We start from the raw sequence: 13,144 nt of genomic DNA, 5'->3' as shown, positions 1-13,144 counted from the left end.
GCGCGCACCTGATAGCTGTGCCCGGCCGGCGCGGCTTTGCTCTTTCCATCCTTGTCTAGTGAGTGTGCGCGATGAAGATCACCGGCGTTGAAATCCGTCCCGGCAATATCCTCGAATATGAAGGTGGCATCTGGAAGGTCACCAAGATCCAGCATACCCAGCCGGGCAAGGGCGGCGCCTATATGCAGGTCGAAGCCAAGAATCTGATCGACGGGCGCAAGCTCAACAACCGTTTCCGCAGCGCCGACACGGTCGAAAAGGTCCGCCTCGACACCAAGGATTTCCAGTTCCTCTATGCCGAGGGCGACGATCTGGTGTTCATGGACAAGGACACGTTCGAACAGATCAACATTTCCAAGGATGTCGTCGGCGAGGCGCACGAGTTCCTGCAGGATGGCATGGATGTCGTGCTGGAACTGTGGGAAGAGCGCCCGATCTCGGTCGAACTGCCCGAAACGATCGAAGCAACGATCGTCGAGGCCGACGCGGTGGTAAAGGGGCAAACGGCTTCGTCGTCGTACAAGCCCGCGATCCTTGACAATGGCGTTCGCGTGATGGTGCCGCCGCACATCACCAGCGGGACCAAGATCGTCGTACATGTGTACGACCGTGAATATGTTCGCCGCGCCGACTAAATAACGTCGCCCCCGCGAAGGCGGGGGCCGCTATCGGCGTAGCGCAGGGTTGCTTGCGGCCCCCGCCTTCGCGGGGGCGACGCGTTGGAGATCGAACAATGGCCGTATCCGGCATCATCACCGTCATGGAGCGCGCTGCGCGCAAGGCTGGCACCAAGCTGCGCCGCGACTTTGGCGAGATCGAGCATCTGCAGGTTTCGCAAAAGGGACCGGCCGATTTTGTGTCGAAGGCCGATCAGGCCGCCGAGCGCACCCTCTATGACGAACTCGGCCGCGATCGTCCGGGCTGGGGCTTTGTGCTCGAAGAGGGCGGGGTGATCGAGGGCGAGCCGGGCAAACCGCGCTTCATCATCGACCCGCTCGACGGCACGTCGAACTTCCTCCACGCGATCCCGCATTTCGCGATTTCGATCGCGGTGCAGGAACCCAAGCCCGGCGGCGGCTGGGGCGACATCACCTCGTGCCTGATCTATCAGCCGGTGACCGACGAAAGCTATTGGGCCGAGCGCGGCCGCGGCGCGTGGCTGCACGACCGCCGCCTGCGCGTGGCGTCGCGCCGCCACCTCAACGAATGCCTGATCGCGACCGGCATACCCTATATGGGTCATGGCGATTTCGCGCAGTGGAGCCGCATTTTTGGCGCCGTCGCCCCTGAAGTCGCGGGCATCCGCCGCTTTGGCGCCGCCAGCCTCGACCTCGCGTGGGTCGCCGCAGGGCGTTACGACGGCTTCTGGGAAAGCGACCTCAAGGTCTGGGACGTCGCAGCAGGCATGCTGCTCGTCCGCGAAGCCGGCGGCTTCGTCAGCGATTTTCGCGGCGGCGACCGCGCGCTCGAGCGCAGCGAATTCATCGCGGGCAGCGCCGCGGTGCATTCGAAGTTGCAGAAACTGGTCGCGGGCGCGCTGCGCAACGCGTGATCACCATCGGCGCATCCGGTCGCGTTAAAGAATCTCGAGAACGCGACCGGATGCGATTTGCCGCGGTCCCGCGCAGAGCCGGAATTCTTGACCGACTGTGAGCGACAAATTTCCATTAAATGTCATCACCGAAAGCCGCACTTTTCCGGATTTGCCAAAAAACATAGGCTGATCGCAGGCTTTGATGCGTCCGGGGTAAAAGACTTTATTCACCAATATGCTGGGTCCCCAGTCGGCCGTGATCGGCTTGCCTCGCGTTTCGGCGCCAGGGTCGACGTCAAACGTCACAAACGCGATCAGGTCATACCCTGTATCCTGATCGGGATGCTCGCTCACTTCTCGAACACATATTCGCGGAAGCTGTCCATGAGCGTCGACCAGGTGTTGAATGTCTCGCCGACGTTTTCGCGCGGGATGCCCGCAAAATCGAGATCGACGTCCATTTCGAGCACGGGATCGCCTTCATCATCCCGGTAGGCACGCGCAAAGCGTTTGTCCTTGTTCCACTTGTTCAGCTTTTCCAGCGACACGTCCTTGGCGTCGCTGAAGCCCATATAATATTGCAGCGTCTTGCATTTCTTGCCCTCGTCGCAGTTCATGAACAGGACGAGGAATTTGAGGCCGTTGCGGTTGCTTTCGATATAGGGGTCATCGCCCGGCTTGGCGACGATCGTCGCGGGCCAGCCCTGCGACTCGACGATCGCCTCGATCGTCGCCGGATCGGTCGCATTGACCAGTTCGGCGTGCGCGGGCGTCGCGGCAAGCAGGGCGGATGCGCCCAAGGCAAGCGCTGCGCGCGTGGCAAATGATCTCATGAAACTCCTCCCTGCATGAACCGCCGTCGAAATCGCCCCGAAAGCGCTCAATTAACCCCAATTCGTGCGGCGTATCACAGCGATAGGCGCTGCCGCCAGCGGCGTTTGTGCTTTTGGTCACTCGGGGCATGAAAATCATGCCCGCAGCGCTTGCGACGGGCGGCAGGCTGGCCTAAAGCGCCCGCATAACGGGTGGCAAACACCTCTAAAACAAGACTGCGAGCTCCCATGGTCGATCTGACGCAATATTTGCCGATCCTGATATTCCTGGTCATTGCGGTCGGGCTGTCGTCGGCGTTCGTGTTCCTGCCGATGGGCGTGGCGCGGCTGACCGGGGCGCACAAGCCCGAGCCGGCGAAGCTGACCGAATATGAATGCGGCTTTCCCGCGTTCGAGGATGCGCGCAGCCAGTTCGACGTCCGCTTCTATCTCGTCGCGATTCTGTTCATCATCTTCGACCTCGAAGCGGCCTTTCTCTTTCCCTGGGCGGTCAGCCTGGAAGAGATCGGCTGGGCCGGTTGGGCCACGATGATGATTTTCCTCGCCGAACTCACGCTCGGCCTTGTGTACGCGTGGAAAAAAGGCGCGTTGGATTGGGAATGAGCACGTCCAGCATCATCATGCCCGGCCAGATGCCGGTGGCTCCCGGCACGAATCCGGACCAGAGCTTTTTCGACGATCTCAACAGCGAGGTCGGCGACAAGGGCTTTCTCGTCACCTCGACCGAGGATCTGTTCAACTGGGCGCGCACCGGCTCGCTGTGGTGGATGACCTTTGGCCTCGCCTGCTGCGCGGTCGAGATGATCCACGTCAACATGCCGCGTTATGATATGGAGCGCTTCGGCGTCGCGCCGCGCGCGTCCCCGCGCCAATCGGACGTGATGATTGTCGCGGGAACGCTGTGCAACAAGATGGCACCCGCGCTTCGCCGCGTGTACGATCAGATGTCGAACCCGAAATATGTGATTTCGATGGGTAGCTGTGCCAATGGCGGCGGCTACTACCACTATAGCTACAGCGTCGTGCGCGGCTGCGACCGCATCGTGCCGGTGGACATATATGTTCCCGGCTGCCCGCCGACCGCCGAAGCCCTGCTCTATGGCGTGATGCAATTGCAGCGGAAAATCCGCCGCACCGGGACGATCGAACGCTGATGGCCCATCCTGCTCCCCTCGTTGCGCCGCAGCCCACGCTTGCGGCAGCGCTCAAGGCGTTGCTCGGCGCCGACTTGCTTGCGCATGATTTCGCTGCCGACGAAGACAGCATCACCGTCGATCGGGCCGCGGTCGCCGGGGTGATGATCGCGCTGCGCGACAATCTCGAATATCAGCAGCTCATGGAGATTGCCGGGGTCGATTACCCCGACCGCGCCGAGCGGTTCGAGGTGGTCTATCACCTGCTCAGCGTGACGAAGAATCATCGCCTTCGCGTGCGCGTATCGACCGACGAGGCGACGCCGGTGCCGACGATCGTACCCGTGTGGCCGAACGCCGGCTGGCTCGAGCGCGAAGTGTTCGACATGTATGGCGTGCTGTTCGCGGGCAACCCGGACCTTCGTCGCATCCTGACCGACTATGGGTTCCAGGGGCATCCGCAGCGCAAGGACTTCCCGCTGACCGGCTATACCGAGCTGCGCTACAGCGAAGAGGACAAGCGCGTCGTTTATGAGCCGGTGAAGCTGGCGCAGGATTTCCGCAACTTCGACTTCCTCAGCCCATGGGAAGGCGCCGACTATGTGCTGCCCGGCGATGAAAAGGCTGGCGGGACCGGCGAAGCGCCCGGTAAGGGCGCGCCCACGCCGATGACGTCGAAAGAGGTCAAGGCCGCGGACGACAAGGCGAAGGCGCCGCCGCCACCGACCCCGAAGACCACCGAAAGCCCGGCGCAAACGGGCGCGGGTGCCAAGGTCAACAAGGCCGCGGCAAAGACGAGCCGTGAGGGCGCGAAGGCGACGACGCGCGCCAAGGCAAAGACTCCGGCAACGAAGAAGGCCGAGGCTACCGCCAAGACCAAGATTCCAGCCAAACCGCGCGCGCCGCGCAAGCCCAAAACGGGAGGTGACGCATGACCGACGTTCCTCAGGTCAAGCACCACGGCAGCGACATGTTCGAAGGCTATCCGGTCGACACCGCGAACACCGCGGGCGATCAGGCGGTTACCAATTACACGATCAACTTCGGCCCGCAGCACCCGGCGGCGCACGGCGTGTTGCGCATGGTGATGGAGCTCGACGGCGAAATCATCGAACGCGTCGATCCGCACGTCGGGCTGCTCCATCGCGGCACCGAGAAGCTGATCGAATATAAGACCTATCTGCAGGCTTTGCCCTATTTCGACCGGCTCGATTATTGCTCGCCGCTCGGCATGGAGCACAGCTATGTGCTGGCCATCGAGAAGCTTCTCGACCTCGAAGTCCCCGACCGCGCGCAATATCTGCGCGTACTGTTCGCCGAGCTGACGCGCATCTGCAACCATATGCTCAACATCGGGTCGCACGTCATGGACGTCGGCGCGATGACGCCGAACCTCTGGGTGTTCGAGTTGCGCGAGGATTGCCTGAACTTCTTCGAGCGCGCCTCGGGCGCGCGCATGCACTCGGCGTACTTCCGTCCGGGCGGCGTTCATCAGGATGTTCCCGAGCGGCTGCTCTACGACATCGGCGAATGGTGCGAAAAGCGGCTGCCCAAGCTGTTCGGCGACGCGATGAGCCTCGTCATCGACAACCGCATTTTCAAGCAGCGCAACGTCGACATCGCGACCGTGAGTAAGGAAGACGCGCTGGCGTGGGGCTTCTCCGGCCCGATGATCCGCGGCAGCGGCATTGCGTGGGATCTGCGCAAGTCGCAGCCCTATGACGCCTATGCCCAGATGGAATTCGACATTCCCGTCGGCACGCGCGGCGACTGCTACGACCGGTTCATGGTCCGCGTGCAGGAAGTCTATCAGTCGGCACGCATCATCCTCCAGTGTCTGCGCGACATGCCCACGGGTCCGATCGCCAGCCTCGACCGCAAGGTCGTCCCGCCGAAGCGCGGCGAGATGAAGCAGTCGATGGAATCGCTGATCCACCACTTCAAGCTCTACACCGAGGGTTTCCACGTCCCTGCGGGCGAAGTCTATGTGGCGACCGAAAGCCCGAAGGGCGAATTCGGCGTCTATCTGGTCAGCGACGGCACCAACAAGCCGTATCGCTGCAAGATCCGCCCGACGGCGTTTTCGCACCTTCAGGCGATGGATTTCATGTGCAAGGGCCACATGCTCGCGGACACCACCGCGATCATCGGCGCGATCGACGTCGTGTTCGGGGAGTGCGACCGGTAATGTTGCGCGAACTCGCCATTCTTGTCCTGGTGCTTGCAGGCTTTGCGTCTGCGGTCGCGGCCTATCTTGCCGCGTTCCATGGCGAGGTAACGATAAAGGAAGTCGTCTCGACCGCATTTGCCGCGACGCTCGGCATGTATGTCGGACGCTATATTGAACGAGGTCTGGCCCGTGGCTGACGCACCCCAAATCCCTGACGAAGCCGAAGTCCGTGCGCGCTGGGGCGCTTTTGCGTGGACGGCGGAAAATGCCGAGAAGGCGAAGGCCGTCATCGCGCGCTATCCCGCGGGGCGTCAGCGCTCGGCGGTGATGCCTTTGCTCGACCTCGCGCAGCGCCAGGTTGGCGCCGAGACGCAGACGCAGGGCTGGCTGCCCGTGCCGGTGATCGAATATGTCGCCGCCGAGCTCGATATGCCCTTCATCCGCGCCTATGAGGTCGCGACCTTCTATACCATGTACAACCTCGTGCCCGTCGGCCGCTATCATGTGCAGGTGTGCGGTACGACGCCGTGCCTGCTGCGCGGCTCGGACGATGTCATGGCCGCGTGCAAGAACCGCGGGATGGTGAAGGGCAAGACGACGCCCGACGGCCTGTTCACGCTGACCGAGGTCGAGTGCATGGGCACCTGCACCAACGCGCCGATGGTCCAGATCAACGACGATAATTACGAAGACCTCGATTTCGACAGCATGTCGCGCATCCTCGACGACCTGGCGGCGGGCAAGCAACCCAAGACCGGTACGCAGAACGCCAATCGCCATACGAGCGAGCCCGAGGGCGGACCGACGACGCTGAAGGAAATGGTGTCTTCAAACCACGACTATCGGAAGGAGTGGTAAGCCATGCTCGCCGATAAGGACCGCATCTTCACCAATCTCTATGGCTTCCAGCCGTGGAACCTCAAATCCGCGCAGGCGCGCGGCGATTGGGACAAGACCAAAGACCTGATGAAGCGCGGCCAGGACGCGATCATCGAGGAGATCAAGGCGTCGGGGCTGCGCGGTCGCGGCGGCGCGGGTTTTCCGACCGGGCTCAAGTGGAGCTTCATGCCGAAGGAGCCGCGCGCCGACCGCCCGAGCTTCCTCGTCATCAATGCCGACGAATCCGAACCGGGTTCGTGCAAGGACCGCGAAATCATCCGCCACGATCCGCACAAGCTGATCGAAGGTGCGCTGATCGCCGGCTTCGCGATGCGTGCGCGTGCCGCCTACATCTATATCCGCGGCGAGTTCATCCGCGAGGCCGAGACGCTTTTTGCCGCGGTGCAGGAGGCGTATGACGCCGGGCTGCTCGGCAAGAATGCGGCGAAGTCGGGCTATGACTTCGACGTTTTCGTCCATCGCGGCGCCGGTGCGTATATCTGCGGCGAAGAAACCGCGATGATCGAAAGCCTGGAAGGCAAAAAGGGCCAGCCGCGCCTGAAGCCGCCCTTCCCGGCGGGCGCGGGCCTTTATGGCTGTCCGACGACAGTCAACAATGTCGAGAGCATCGCGGTCGTCCCGACGATCCTGCGCCGCGGCGCATCATGGTTCTCGTCCTTCGGGCGTGAGAATAACAAGGGTACCAAGCTTTTCCAGATCAGCGGCCATGTGAACACGCCGTGCGTCGTCGAGGAAGAGATGAGCATCCCGTTCCGCGAGCTGATCGACAAGCATTGCGGCGGCATTCGCGGCGGCTGGGACAATCTGCTCGCGGTCATCCCCGGCGGCTCGTCGGTGCCGCTGGTTCCGGCAGCTGAAATCATGGACTGCCCGATGGATTTTGACGGGCTGAAGGCTGTCGGATCGGGCCTCGGCACCGCCGCCGCGATCGTGATGGATAAATCGACCGACGTCGTTCAGGCGATCAGCCGCATCAGCTATTTCTACAAGCATGAAAGCTGCGGCCAGTGCACCCCGTGCCGCGAAGGCACCGGCTGGATGTGGCGCGTCATGGAGCGCCTGCGCACCGGCGACGCCGACATCGGCGAAATCGATACGCTGTATGACGTGACCAAGCAGGTCGAAGGCCACACCATCTGCGCGCTCGGCGACGCGGCGGCTTGGCCGATCCAGGGCCTGATAAAGCATTTCCGCCCCGAAATCGAACGCCGCATCCGCGACAATGGCGGCGTGTTGGAGGCGGCCGAGTGAAGCTGACGTCGTTCCGATCGGCGGGCCTTGCCTGTGCCGCGATGGTTGCGTTGCAGCCGTCGGCGCCTGCCGTCGCCCAGCAGGGATCGCACCTGCACGCGCCGGATGCGCCCAACGTACCGCTGGTCGCCGATAACGCCGCCAAGCAGCGCGAAATCATCATGAAATCCTTTGCCGATTGCGTCATCGACAGCGCGCGCGCGCGCCGTCTGGCGCTGGAATTCATTGCGATAGATCCGCAATCAGAAGACGCCGGAAAATTCGGCGACAAGGTCACCGAGCCCGGTTGCCTGCCGAAAGTTGGTCAGACGCAATTTGCGTCGAAGCTGGCGTTCACGCCGTTTCTCTTTCGCTACGAGCTGCTGGGTGCCCTTTATCGCAAGGCCTATCACGATGCGCCCACCCTGGCGCTCAAGGATTTGCCGGTGCGCGATTATGCGAAAGAATTCGCGTCAGGGACGGTCCCGAATACGATATTGTCTTTGCGGCAATTCGGCGATTGCGTTGCGCGGATCGCCCCCGCCGAAAGCCACAATCTGGTGATGTCCGATATCTATACCGCCGAAGAAAATGCAGCGCTGACAGCGGTTCTGCCGAATTTACAGGCCTGCATGCCTCCGGGGCAGAGCGTAAGCTTCGGACGGGGAATCCTCCGTGGCGCGCTCGCCGAGGGGCTATATCGCCTGCGCGAAGCCAGCAATTCATCTGAAAGCTCTGCCGATGCCTAAGGTCACCGTAGATGGCGTAGAACTCGACGTCCCGCAGGGCGCGACCGTTTTGCAGGCTTGCGAGCTGGCGGGGAAGGAAATTCCGCGCTTCTGCTACCATGAGCGTCTGTCGATCGCCGGCAATTGCCGCATGTGCCTCGTCGAAGTGTCGCCAGGTCCGCCGAAGCCGCAGGCCTCGTGCGCGTTGCCGACTGCTGAGGGGCAGGTCATCAAGACCGATAGCCCGATGGTCAAGAAGGCGCGCGAAGGGGTGATGGAGTTCCTGCTCATCAACCACCCGCTCGACTGCCCGATCTGCGACCAGGGCGGCGAATGCGATCTGCAGGACCAGTCGGTCGCCTACGGCCGCGGCGCGACGCGCTATGACGAGAATAAGCGCGCGGTTACTGAGAAATATATGGGTCCGATCGTCAAGACGGTGATGACCCGCTGCATCCAGTGCACGCGCTGCGTCCGCTTTGCGGAGGAAGTCGCGGGCGTGGAAGACATCGGCGCGATCTATCGCGGCGAGAATATGCAGATCACGTCGTATCTGGAACGCGCGGTCGCGAGCGAGCTGTCGGGCAATGTCGTCGACCTGTGTCCGGTCGGCGCGCTGACCTCGAAGCCCTATGCGTTCGAAGCGCGGCCGTGGGAACTCACCAAGACGCTCGGCATCGACATGATGGACGCGGTCGGCACTAATGTGCGGATCGATGCGCGGGGCCGTCAGGTGCTGCGCGTGCTGCCGCGCGTCAACGACGATGTGAACGAGGAATGGGCGAGCGACAAGACGCGCCACCATGTCGACGGCCTGACGCGCCGCCGCCTCGACCGTCCATATGTGCGCAAGGACGGCCAGCTGGTCGAAGCGAGCTGGGCCGAAGCCTTTGACGCGATCAAGGCGGTGAAGGCTGGCAAGTCGGTCGCGGCGATCGCGGGCGACCTCGTCGATTGCGAGACGATGTTTGCCGCAAAGGCGCTGGTGAACGCGCTCGGTTCCGACCTGCTCGAAGGCCGTCAGACCGGTCTCGACTATGATGTCACCAGCTTGTCGGCGGTCAATTTCAACACCGGAATCGCCAAGGCCGAGAATGCCGACGTGATCCTGCTCGTTGGCACCAACCTCCGCTGGGAAGCGCCGCTGATCAACACGCGTGTCCGCAAGGCGGTGTGGAAGAAGGGCGCGAAGGTCTTTGCGATCGGGCCCGAGAAGGACCAGACGTACAAGGTCAGCTGGCTGGGCGACGATGCCTCGCTGGTCGGCAAGCTGCCCGCGACGGCGCTCGATGCGCTGAAGGGTGCCGAGCGCCCGCTCATCATCCTTGGCGGCGGCGGCCTTACGGTGCCCGGCGTGCATGGCGCGGCTCTCGCACTCGCCAAGTCGGTAAACGCGGTCAAAGACGGCTGGAACGGCTTCAGCGTCGTCCATATGGCGGCGAGCCGCATGGGCGGGCTGATGCTCGGCTATGCGCAGCCCGGCGGGATCAAGGATATCGTTGCCGCCAAGCCGAAGCTTGCCTTCTTCCTCGGCGCCGATGAGGTCGATTTCACCGGCTTTGCCAAGACGCTGAAGGTCTATGTCGGCCATCATGGCGACAAGGGTGCGCACGCGGCCGACGTCATCCTGCCTGCGGCGGCGTGGAGCGAAAAGGATTTCACCACGGTCAACACCGAGGGCCGCGTCCAGCGCAGCGACAAGGCGGTGTTCGCGCCGGGCGACGCGCGCGAGGATTGGAGCATTTTCCGCGCGCTCGCCGACGCGCTTGGCGTGACCGTCGGTTTCGACAGTTTTGACCAGTGCCGCGCCGCGATGATCGCAGCGGTTCCGGCGCTCGGTGTCGAAGGGTTGGTCGATTACGGGTGGAGCGTTCCGAAGCTCGACGGCAAGCCCGAAGCACGCGCGATCCCGTCGCCGATCAAGGATTTCTACCTCACCAACGCCATCTGCCGCGCGTCGCCGACGATGCAGCGCTGCTCGGAAGAGCTGGTGCATGGCGTTGATTTTGCGGAGGCCGCGGAATGACCCCGGTGCATGCCATCGCGTCGATGCTGTTCGTCAGTATGGGCTATGCCGTCTGGCGCGGCTTTAATCCCAAGGGCAAGTCGGACAAGCCCGGCCCGCATAACGGCTGGCGCAACCAGGACGGGGCCGGAAAATGACCGAGACCTTCATCTCCTGGGGCATGGACCCGAACTGGGCGTGGGGCGTCGCGACGATTTGCGGCATCCTGCTCATCGCGCTGCCGCTGATGCTCGCGGTTGCGATGATCATCTATGCCGACCGCAAGATCTGGGCGGCCATCGCGCTGCGCCGCGGCCCGAACGTCGTCGGCCCCTTCGGATTGCTGCAATCGTTCGCCGACGGGTTGAAAGTGTTCCTGCAGGAAACGATCATACCCACGTCCGCCAACCGCGGCCTGTTCCTGATCGCGCCGATCATCACCTTCACCGTGGCGCTGCTCGCGTGGGCGGTGATCCCGTTCAATTCGGGCGCGGTGCTCGCCGACATCAACGTCGGATTGCTCTACATCCTCGCGATCTCGTCGCTCGGCGTTTATGGCGTGATCCTGTCGGGCTGGGCGTCGAACTCGAAATATCCGTTCTTCTCGGCGATGCGCGCCTCGGCGCAGATGATCAGCTACGAAGTCTCGATCGGCTTCATCCTGATCGGCGTTGTGCTGTTCGCCGACAGCTTCAACATGAACGAGATCGTCAAGGCGCAGCAGGGCCATGGGCTCGGCATCGTCAACGCCTTCGGCTTCAACCTGCTGCTCTTCCCGCTCGCGGTGATGTTCCTGATTTCGGCGCTGGCCGAAACCGCGCGCGCGCCGTTCGACCTGACCGAAGCGGAAAGCGAGCTCGTCGCAGGTTACCAGACCGAATATTCGTCGATGAGCTTCGCGCTCTTCTGGCTCGGCGAATATGCCAACGTCCTCCTGATGTGCACGCTCAACGCCGTGCTGTTCTGGGGCGGCTGGCTGCCCCCGATCGACTGGGCGCCGCTCTATGCCGTCCCCGGCATCATCTGGCTGTTCGCGAAGATCCTGTTCTTCTTCTTCGTCTTCAGTTGGGTCAAGGCGACCGTGCCGCGCTACCGCTATGACCAGCTGATGCGGCTGGGCTGGAAAGTCTTCCTGCCGATTTCGCTTCTGTGGATCTTCCTGATCTCCGGCTATCTGATGCTGACGAGGTATTCATGAGCACCATCGCCCACCTCATCAAAAGCTTCACCTTGTGGGAGTTTGTGAAGGCGCACGCCCTCACGCTCAAATATTTCTTCAAGCCGAAGGCGACGATCAACTATCCGTTCGAGAAGAACCCGCTGTCGCCGCGCTTCCGCGGCGAACATGCGCTGCGCCGTTATCCGAACGGCGAGGAACGCTGCATCGCGTGCAAGTTGTGCGAAGCGGTGTGCCCGGCGCAGGCGATCACGATCGAGGCCGAACCGCGCGACGACGGCTCGCGCCGCACGACGCGCTACGACATCGACATGACCAAGTGCATCTATTGCGGCTTCTGTCAGGAAGCGTGTCCGGTCGATGCGATCGTCGAGGGGCCGAACTTCGAATTCGCGACCGAAACGCGCGAGGAACTGCTTTATGACAAGGCCAAGCTGCTCGCCAACGGCGACAAATGGGAACGCGCGATTGCGGCGAATCTTGCCGCTGACGCGCCCTATCGATAAGGGCGCGCGCACATGATCCAGCTTATCGCCTTTTACCTGTTCGCGACCATCGTCATCGCCTCTGCGGCGATGGTGATTTTCGCGCGCAACCCCGTCCACAGCGTCATGTGGCTGATCCTCGCTTTCTTCAACGCGGCGGGGCTGATGTTGCTCGCGGGTGCTGAATTCATCGCGATGCTGCTTGTCATCGTTTATGTCGGCGCGGTCGCGGTGCTGTTCCTGTTCGTCGTGATGATGCTCGACATCGATTTCGCCGAATTGCGTGCCGGTTTCGTGCGCTATCTGCCGCTCGGCGCGCTGGTGGCGATCATCCTGGCCGCCGGGCTCGTTTTTGCGGTCGGCGCATGGAGCGCGGGCGGGGTTGACCTCGCGGCGCGCGCTGCGCCGGTCGTAAGCGACAAGAGCAATATCCAGCAGATCGGCGAACTGCTCTACACGAAATATATCTTCCTGTTCGAAGCGGCGGGCATCGTCCTGCTGGTCGCGATGATCGGCGCGATCGTGCTGACGCATCGCCAGCGTGGCGGGGTGCGTACCCAGAATATTTCGGCGCAGAACCGGCGCCGCCCCGAGGACGCAACGCGCCTCGTCGATCCGGGCGTCGGGCAGGGGATGAAATTGTGATTTCGGTCGGCCATTATCTCGCCGTTTCGGCGGTGCTCTTCACGCTCGGCGTGCTCGGCATCTTCATCAACCGCAAGAATATCATCGTCATCCTGATGGCGATCGAGCTCATCCTGCTCGCGGTGAACATCAATCTCGTCGCGTTCAGCGCGGCGCTGAACGATCTTGTCGGGCAGGTTTTCTCGATGTTCGTGCTGACCGTCGCCGCGGGTGAGGCCGCGATCGGTCTTGCCATTCTCGTTATCTATTTCCGCGGCCGCGGCACCATTGCCGTCGACGATGCCAACCGGATGAAGGGGTGAAC

18 protein-coding genes are annotated in these 13,144 nt (G+C 62.6%); 16 read left to right on the top strand and 2 right to left on the bottom strand.

Going from position 1 to position 13,144, the window contains the following annotated elements:
* Positions 1 to 71 precede the first annotated feature (71 nt).
* Both efp and FFS18_RS03725 read left to right on the top strand, forming a co-directional pair.
* On the top strand, positions 72 to 635 hold the full coding sequence (efp, locus tag FFS18_RS03730) for an elongation factor P (protein ID WP_120216129.1): 564 nt from the start codon (positions 72 to 74) through the stop codon (positions 633 to 635).
* Positions 636 to 733: 98 nt separating this feature from the next.
* Entirely contained in the window at positions 734 to 1,552 is an 819-nt protein-coding gene (locus FFS18_RS03725) for an inositol monophosphatase family protein (RefSeq protein WP_137869820.1), read from the top strand.
* 24 nt (positions 1,553 to 1,576) lie between these two features.
* On the opposite strand, the gene FFS18_RS03720 is transcribed toward FFS18_RS03725, so the two are convergent.
* The gene (locus FFS18_RS03720) at positions 1,577 to 1,888 is read right to left on the bottom strand and encodes a hypothetical protein (RefSeq protein ID WP_137869819.1); all 312 of its coding nucleotides are present in this window, start codon (positions 1,886 to 1,888) and stop codon (positions 1,577 to 1,579) included.
* Positions 1,885 to 2,367 carry a YbjN domain-containing protein gene (locus tag FFS18_RS03715; protein ID WP_137869818.1) on the bottom strand — a complete coding sequence of 161 codons (483 nt, stop codon included), beginning with the start codon at positions 2,365 to 2,367 and terminating at the stop codon, positions 1,885 to 1,887. Before FFS18_RS03715 ends, FFS18_RS03720 begins: the two co-directional genes overlap by 4 nt.
* A 228-nt stretch (positions 2,368 to 2,595) precedes the next feature.
* Here FFS18_RS03715 and FFS18_RS03710 point away from each other — a divergent pair, with 228 nt between their 5' ends.
* The 14 genes from FFS18_RS03710 to nuoK are packed head-to-tail and all read left to right on the top strand — an operon-like array spanning position 2,596 to position 13,142.
* A complete protein-coding gene (locus FFS18_RS03710) occupies positions 2,596 to 2,970 on the top strand; it encodes an NADH-quinone oxidoreductase subunit A (protein WP_120216133.1) in 375 nt (124 codons plus the stop codon).
* Positions 2,967 to 3,521 (top strand): NuoB/complex I 20 kDa subunit family protein, encoded by a 555-nt coding sequence (locus FFS18_RS03705; protein WP_120216134.1) that lies wholly within the window; start codon positions 2,967 to 2,969, stop codon positions 3,519 to 3,521. The genes FFS18_RS03710 and FFS18_RS03705 overlap by 4 nt, the downstream gene beginning before the upstream one ends.
* Positions 3,521 to 4,435 (top strand): NADH-quinone oxidoreductase subunit C, encoded by a 915-nt coding sequence (locus FFS18_RS03700; protein ID WP_137869817.1) that lies wholly within the window; start codon positions 3,521 to 3,523, stop codon positions 4,433 to 4,435. Before FFS18_RS03705 ends, FFS18_RS03700 begins: the two co-directional genes overlap by 1 nt.
* 35 nt (positions 4,436 to 4,470) lie before the next feature.
* Positions 4,471 to 5,688 carry an NADH-quinone oxidoreductase subunit D gene (locus tag FFS18_RS03695; RefSeq protein ID WP_171005235.1) on the top strand — a complete coding sequence of 406 codons (1,218 nt, stop codon included), beginning with the start codon at positions 4,471 to 4,473 and terminating at the stop codon, positions 5,686 to 5,688.
* A complete protein-coding gene (locus FFS18_RS03690; RefSeq protein ID WP_120216137.1) occupies positions 5,688 to 5,867 on the top strand; it encodes a hypothetical protein in 180 nt (59 codons plus the stop codon). The genes FFS18_RS03695 and FFS18_RS03690 overlap by 1 nt, the downstream gene beginning before the upstream one ends.
* Positions 5,860 to 6,528, top strand: coding sequence for a complex I 24 kDa subunit family protein (locus FFS18_RS03685; RefSeq protein ID WP_137869815.1), 669 nt, complete (start codon positions 5,860 to 5,862; stop codon positions 6,526 to 6,528). The genes FFS18_RS03690 and FFS18_RS03685 overlap by 8 nt, the downstream gene beginning before the upstream one ends.
* A gap of 3 nt (positions 6,529 to 6,531) precedes the next feature.
* Positions 6,532 to 7,821 (top strand): NADH-quinone oxidoreductase subunit NuoF, encoded by a 1,290-nt coding sequence (gene nuoF, locus FFS18_RS03680; RefSeq protein WP_137869814.1) that lies wholly within the window; start codon positions 6,532 to 6,534, stop codon positions 7,819 to 7,821.
* The gene (locus FFS18_RS03675; RefSeq protein WP_137869813.1) at positions 7,731 to 8,549 is read left to right on the top strand and encodes a hypothetical protein; all 819 of its coding nucleotides are present in this window, start codon (positions 7,731 to 7,733) and stop codon (positions 8,547 to 8,549) included. Before nuoF ends, FFS18_RS03675 begins: the two co-directional genes overlap by 91 nt.
* Entirely contained in the window at positions 8,542 to 10,554 is a 2,013-nt protein-coding gene (nuoG, locus tag FFS18_RS03670; RefSeq protein WP_137869812.1) for an NADH-quinone oxidoreductase subunit NuoG, read from the top strand. Before FFS18_RS03675 ends, nuoG begins: the two co-directional genes overlap by 8 nt.
* A complete protein-coding gene (locus FFS18_RS17385) occupies positions 10,551 to 10,691 on the top strand; it encodes a hypothetical protein (RefSeq protein ID WP_171005221.1) in 141 nt (46 codons plus the stop codon). The genes nuoG and FFS18_RS17385 overlap by 4 nt, the downstream gene beginning before the upstream one ends.
* Entirely contained in the window at positions 10,688 to 11,731 is a 1,044-nt protein-coding gene (nuoH, locus tag FFS18_RS03665; RefSeq protein WP_137869811.1) for an NADH-quinone oxidoreductase subunit NuoH, read from the top strand. The genes FFS18_RS17385 and nuoH overlap by 4 nt, the downstream gene beginning before the upstream one ends.
* Entirely contained in the window at positions 11,728 to 12,216 is a 489-nt protein-coding gene (gene nuoI, locus FFS18_RS03660; protein WP_137869810.1) for an NADH-quinone oxidoreductase subunit NuoI, read from the top strand. The genes nuoH and nuoI overlap by 4 nt, the downstream gene beginning before the upstream one ends.
* Before the next feature lie 12 nt (positions 12,217 to 12,228).
* Positions 12,229 to 12,840, top strand: a complete 612-nt coding sequence (locus tag FFS18_RS03655; protein WP_137869809.1) for an NADH-quinone oxidoreductase subunit J — start codon at positions 12,229 to 12,231, stop codon at positions 12,838 to 12,840.
* Positions 12,837 to 13,142, top strand: coding sequence for an NADH-quinone oxidoreductase subunit NuoK (gene nuoK, locus FFS18_RS03650; RefSeq protein WP_058456728.1), 306 nt, complete (start codon positions 12,837 to 12,839; stop codon positions 13,140 to 13,142). Before FFS18_RS03655 ends, nuoK begins: the two co-directional genes overlap by 4 nt.
* The last annotated feature ends 2 nt before the right edge of the window (positions 13,143 to 13,144 follow it).

This window comes from Sphingopyxis sp. 2PD (assembly GCF_005503695.1).
In the GTDB taxonomy this organism is placed as follows: Bacteria; Pseudomonadota; Alphaproteobacteria; order Sphingomonadales; family Sphingomonadaceae; genus Sphingopyxis.
Note: the sequence above shows the minus strand (reverse complement) of the source record. Positions and strands in the feature narration are given on the sequence as shown.

What these genes read in the sequence shown, in the direction of transcription:
- nuoF (WP_137869814.1), top strand. Translation starts at nt 6,532, where the DNA reads ATGCTCGCCGATAAGGACCGCATCTTCACCAATCTCTATGGCTTCCAG.
- FFS18_RS17385 (WP_171005221.1), top strand. Translation starts at nt 10,551, where the DNA reads ATGACCCCGGTGCATGCCATCGCGTCGATGCTGTTCGTCAGTATGGGC.
- nuoI (WP_137869810.1), top strand. Translation starts at nt 11,728, where the DNA reads ATGAGCACCATCGCCCACCTCATCAAAAGCTTCACCTTGTGGGAGTTT.
- efp (WP_120216129.1), top strand. Translation starts at nt 72, where the DNA reads ATGAAGATCACCGGCGTTGAAATCCGTCCCGGCAATATCCTCGAATAT.
- nuoG (WP_137869812.1), top strand. Translation starts at nt 8,542, where the DNA reads ATGCCTAAGGTCACCGTAGATGGCGTAGAACTCGACGTCCCGCAGGGC.
- FFS18_RS03715 (WP_137869818.1), bottom strand. Translation starts at nt 2,367, where the DNA reads ATGAGATCATTTGCCACGCGCGCAGCGCTTGCCTTGGGCGCATCCGCC.
- FFS18_RS03725 (WP_137869820.1), top strand. Translation starts at nt 734, where the DNA reads ATGGCCGTATCCGGCATCATCACCGTCATGGAGCGCGCTGCGCGCAAG.
- FFS18_RS03710 (WP_120216133.1), top strand. Translation starts at nt 2,596, where the DNA reads ATGGTCGATCTGACGCAATATTTGCCGATCCTGATATTCCTGGTCATT.
- FFS18_RS03705 (WP_120216134.1), top strand. Translation starts at nt 2,967, where the DNA reads ATGAGCACGTCCAGCATCATCATGCCCGGCCAGATGCCGGTGGCTCCC.
- FFS18_RS03655 (WP_137869809.1), top strand. Translation starts at nt 12,229, where the DNA reads ATGATCCAGCTTATCGCCTTTTACCTGTTCGCGACCATCGTCATCGCC.
- FFS18_RS03700 (WP_137869817.1), top strand. Translation starts at nt 3,521, where the DNA reads ATGGCCCATCCTGCTCCCCTCGTTGCGCCGCAGCCCACGCTTGCGGCA.
- FFS18_RS03695 (WP_171005235.1), top strand. Translation starts at nt 4,471, where the DNA reads ATGTTCGAAGGCTATCCGGTCGACACCGCGAACACCGCGGGCGATCAG.
- FFS18_RS03690 (WP_120216137.1), top strand. Translation starts at nt 5,688, where the DNA reads ATGTTGCGCGAACTCGCCATTCTTGTCCTGGTGCTTGCAGGCTTTGCG.
- nuoH (WP_137869811.1), top strand. Translation starts at nt 10,688, where the DNA reads ATGACCGAGACCTTCATCTCCTGGGGCATGGACCCGAACTGGGCGTGG.